General features: G+C 32.0%; 5 protein-coding genes. All 5 read left to right on the forward strand.

The window, feature by feature from the left end; all coding sequences use genetic code 11:
- Positions 1–297 precede the first annotated feature (297 nt).
- On the forward strand, positions 298–1,170 hold the full coding sequence (locus JGH11_RS18885) for a hypothetical protein (protein ID WP_201114388.1): 873 nt from the start codon (positions 298–300) through the stop codon (positions 1,168–1,170).
- Positions 1,171–1,211: 41 nt separating this feature from the next.
- Positions 1,212–2,276 (forward strand): FimB/Mfa2 family fimbrial subunit, encoded by a 1,065-nt coding sequence (locus JGH11_RS18890; protein WP_201114389.1) that lies wholly within the window; start codon positions 1,212–1,214, stop codon positions 2,274–2,276.
- Between the two features lie 83 nt (positions 2,277–2,359).
- On the forward strand, positions 2,360–3,397 hold the full coding sequence (locus tag JGH11_RS18895) for a hypothetical protein (RefSeq protein ID WP_201114390.1): 1,038 nt from the start codon (positions 2,360–2,362) through the stop codon (positions 3,395–3,397).
- A gap of 20 nt (positions 3,398–3,417) precedes the next feature.
- Positions 3,418–4,905: a FimB/Mfa2 family fimbrial subunit gene (locus tag JGH11_RS18900; RefSeq protein ID WP_201114391.1), complete on the forward strand. Its 1,488-nt coding sequence runs from the start codon at positions 3,418–3,420 to the stop codon at positions 4,903–4,905.
- An 18-nt stretch (positions 4,906–4,923) separates the two neighbouring features.
- The coding region (locus JGH11_RS18905) for a DUF3575 domain-containing protein (protein WP_201114392.1) at positions 4,924–5,051 on the forward strand (128 nt) is incomplete at its 3' end.

Raw genomic sequence — 5,051 nt, forward strand, 5'->3', positions numbered from 1 at the left:
ATGTTAATTTATGCTATATTTAGTCTATTTGCAAGCAAACGAATTATTAATATTAGAACTTTTGATTTGTTAATATAATAGTTTGTAAATCAATTTTTTAATCTTGAATGTTTAAAAATATATAACCTTAGCTTAATTATATCAATAAAAGGATAAAATTAACTTAAACATACTGATTGTTAGATATTTATAACCATTGCTTCATTGTATTTTAACCAAAACGTAAAAACTAAGAAATATATATCAATGTTTTAAATTGGTGGTAAATATTTTTAATTAAATATAAATTATTTGTATATGAAATTAATTTTTACTATATGTTTAGCATTGGTACTTACTTCTTGCGTTAAAGAATCATTACTGGAATGTCCTTATCAATACAAAATTCGTGTTTTTGTAAAAGATAAGAACTACAATAATAGTTCTGCTATCGGAATAGATACTATTGACGAGAATCTTCCTTTTAAGCAATATGTATCTAATATATATTACACATTACAAAATATAAACACTGGAGAAAATGTAATTAATCCATTTGAAAAAAACATTACTGGAGATGAAAAAGAAATTGATATTATTTTAGATCAGATTCCTGATGGAGAATATCGATTGACAATATGGGGTAATATAGAAGCTATAGGAAACACTGTGGAAGATCCATCGATATTACACGAAAATAAAGAAGAAGATACAGATGAATATATTGCCACTGAGATCATTGCAATAAAAACAGGATTGGTCCAAACAAAATCTATAGGCCTCGAACGTATTAAAGGGAAACTTGTGGTAACATTAAATAACTTACCTGACTATATTACACAAATTAGAGAAGATGTGACCTCTATATATCAGACAATTGATAATAATAGAAAATATTCACAAGAAACTGATGTTGAAAAAACATTTTTAAAGAGTACTCTATCCTTAAAACAAATATCTACTTTTTTAGCTCCAACAACGGACCGTAATATTTCTATACTGTCCTTATCTTTTTATCGATCTGACAACAGTGAACCGATAGTAATAGTTACTCCTATTGAAATAAATATTACTAAAAATGAAATTACAGCAGTAACTATAAACTATAACTCATCTCAAAACCAATTGGAAGTATGGGTCTATATCGACAACGAATGGACACTTATTCAATTGCTGGATATTAATGAATAGTGAATTCTCAAAATGTTTAGTTTATTAAATTGATAATTATTATGAAAAAGAATATTATACTCCTGTTTATGGGCATTGTTCTCTTTGCTTGTTCAAATGATGACAAAGTACTAGATGTACAGCAAGAAACCAAAGGGTTAGTCTTTGATATTGCTGCAAAAACCCAATTAACTGATACTAAATCTAATGGAACCCCAGTTTATAGCCAGGATGCATCACAAAGTATAACACGAGTCTCAATTTTAGCATTTAAAAATAACGGGACGGACTATTATTACACAAAGACATATGAAATATCAGGCTGGATAGCTGGTTCTACATTCAAAAGTTTTACTGTACCCGATGCAGATAAACTTCCTGAAGGAAGATATAACTTTTTAGCAATTGGACGTGATGCTACAGATTTATACCAAATAAATCCGGCATTGAGCAGCACAACGAAAATGGGAGATATAACTGCAGCTATTGCATTATCTGGAGATGAATATGAATTGTTTTCAGATACAGTCCAAAACGATTCAGTATACGCAGAAGGGACACGTATAAATTTAACTATGACTCGTAAAATTGCAGGCGTATTAGGATATTTCAAAAATGTGCCACAAATATTGAATGGGCAAACTGTAAGATATCTGCGACTTACTACTAACGCCGGTAATAAAGATGTGGTTGTAGCATCTGGGATTGGCTCTTCCCGCGATATCGGTTATGATATCATAAATATAGATCTAAGTACACAGTCTGTGACTGATGGTATATATACAGGCAATACGACCCCTGCAGGAGTAGTAAAGCTGGCCAATTCGCAGCTAGCCGGAGCCTATATGTTGCCTATTGATAATCTTATTCTAACACTTGGGCTCTATGATGAAAACAATATCGCAATAAAAACATGGCAGGTCAGCGAAGGAGCATCTACTACTTTTAATATCTTACCAAATCATTTCTATTCATTAGGAGTCAAACAAAAACCAGATAGCACAACAGGCACAAACCCAACAGACCCTGGAGACGATGACGAAGCTATTGATTTGCTTCAAGATCAGGTTATTACTATAACAATAGATCCTGCTTGGAATACAATCCATCCTTTGGTAATACAATAATATTATAATAAATATACTAGATACAAGGTGTTTTAGACAGATACCTTCTAGAATACTTTGTATCTAGTAAAATACCTATTGTCATGAAATGCAATACTTCTTTCAAATATATCAGATGGAAATATCTGATATGGAGTATTATCATCGCTGTATTGTTTAGCTGTAATCAAAATGAAGATTTTGCGCAGGCAGATGAGCAGACAATTAGTGTGCCTATAGAAATAAATGGATTTGCCGAAGATCTTACTAAATCGATAGAAAATCAGCCACATACGGTAAACAGGGTACTAATCCTACCTTTCAAAAAAATAGATGAAACAGCTTCAACAAATGACGATAATAACTTTAACCTGGATCAGGCTAATGTAAAACAAGTAGAGCTTAATAATAGTCCTACTTATGAGACAATGTTGCCTCTGACACAAGGTGCTACGTATAAAATATTTGCAATCGGATATAACAATAACAATTATGACATCAATAATCCAAATTTGGATAATAAGTTCGACTTATTATATTTAGCGCCGAATATTCTATATGACTTTTACTATTATTCCAAGTCCGCAACTGCTATTTCCGACTTTTTTACAGCTATAGGCATATCATACAATGATGATATACAAGTAGGAGAATATTTTAAGCCGGAAGAAATCAAAACATTAAAAATCGACCTGGTTAGATCTGTGAGTGGCCTCAATTTAGAAATAGTAAATATTCCTGCTTATGTTACGTCTATCACACTGGTGGCTGAAAAACTGGTACAAAGTGTTTTTTTAGTTGATCTGGAATATTTAAATATTCAATCTGAGATCGCAAATGATAATCTAAAAACTTTTTCGACACAAATTCCGGTTGCAGGAAATGTTAGTTTCAATCATTACCTTTTGCCTACATTCGATGTGAATAAGACAAAATTTTATTTAGATATAAAATTAGGGTCTCTTACAGAACGATATCTTCTTAAAGTAAATGATGTGGAAGGAGTATCATCAAACAATAGTATTAGTTTTTACCCAAACCAAGTAGTAAAAATATCAGGAGATTATTCTAATATCAATTTAGGATTTACGTTAAGTTATTCTATAAATCTTGATGATGATAATTGGGATGGTATTCAATGAATCAGGTAACAAATACGGATATGAAAACAAAAATATTTTTTATAATATCAGTCTTGTTTATCTTGCTTATAAGCTGCGAACAACAGGAGACTGAGGATATTCTTAATATTCCGGATAAAGATATTCCATCAAAAGCCGAATTACCTGATGGGTATTTTGAAGTTAATTTCGTAACTTCTGCTAACGATGGACAAACTAAAGCTGCTATTAGTGGATATGATACAAGAGTGCAGCATATCAAATATGTTATATATAAATCAACAGGGGAATATGTCAAAGAAAAAACAATATTAGTTCCATCACAAGGCACACCTTTATGGCCTTTGGCTGTTGTAAAAGATACCTTACCAAAAGGCAATTACAGAGTTGTATTTTTAGGTAATATCGAAAAAACATTTTTCCCTTATGCCACTAGCAGTTCTTCTCAAAATTATGCAGATGTATTGGTAGATTACCAAAATACATACAGTAATGGGCGAATTATATTGCCTCTAGCTGAATTTTCTAATAATACAGAATATTATTGGGCTAATACCACATTTTCAGATACAGCACCTAATCCTTCGATATTATTACAGCGCATAATCGGGGCTGTTAAACTAGAAAGGGTATTTATCGACGGACAAGATGCCTTGAATATGCTTGTAAATAATATTGTAACACAGATCGGATATAAAAATATAATACAAACAACTGTACAAGCTATATTACCAGGTTTACTACGTGGGGTTATAGATCCTCTTGTTATTATACCTATTGATGATTTGATAAATTCTTTAGTCGCAGCATTGGTCCAACCTTTAACAGACGCACTATATGAACAGTTTTTGCAACAATTAGTAAATCAAATTGGTATTGCCCTATTGGGTAATTCTGATAAGACCGCACTTATAGAATATCTAGGGGTACTACTCAACCCATGGAACAATCTCAATGCGGCAAATGCTGTAGTCTCGATAAATGATTATCCAAAATCGATAGATTTTGATCTTAATGTAAAAGAATTTTATACAGGAGTTCATACTTTTAAATATGGTTTTAATACAGAGAGCATCAACCAGAACAGATATATAAACCTAAAGAATTTTAATGCAGTATATGATGTCCGTAAAATAAATGTTGTGGGAACAGGGCTTATTACCGGGGTAGTCGTAGATGAGATTATTGATGGCTTTTTACTACAAGGGGCATTTGTTGATATAAACGATCCAATACAAATAACCAATGAAAAGACTAACAGACGATATCAGGCTCTTTATTCGATACTTTCTCTTGGGCTCGAAGACTATACTCAACAAACTGATGGAAACCATAGTTTGACTCTCTCTGTAAAAATTGGCGATATTGCGAATATTGATGATATATTGGGTGGGCTACTAGGCGCTTTAGTCGGACTTTTATTAACACCTTTAAAAAATATAACAGTTTCGGTACCTGTTAATCTGCCGCTATTAGGTATAGATAATTTAACAGTAAGTGGTAGCTGGGGAACAGTTACGGCCTATTGAATCATTAATAAAATGAACATGAAAAGAATCATATATATACTTCTCTTGCTATCTGTATTAGCTTCTTTATCAGGGCAAAACGTGGGAATAAAAACGAATGTTCTGTACGATGCTACGACAACATTCAGCCTAGGTACAGAAATTAC

Origin of the sequence: Dysgonomonas sp. Marseille-P4677, assembly GCF_016652235.1 — a bacterium.
GTDB lineage: Bacteria > Bacteroidota > Bacteroidia > Bacteroidales > Dysgonomonadaceae > Dysgonomonas.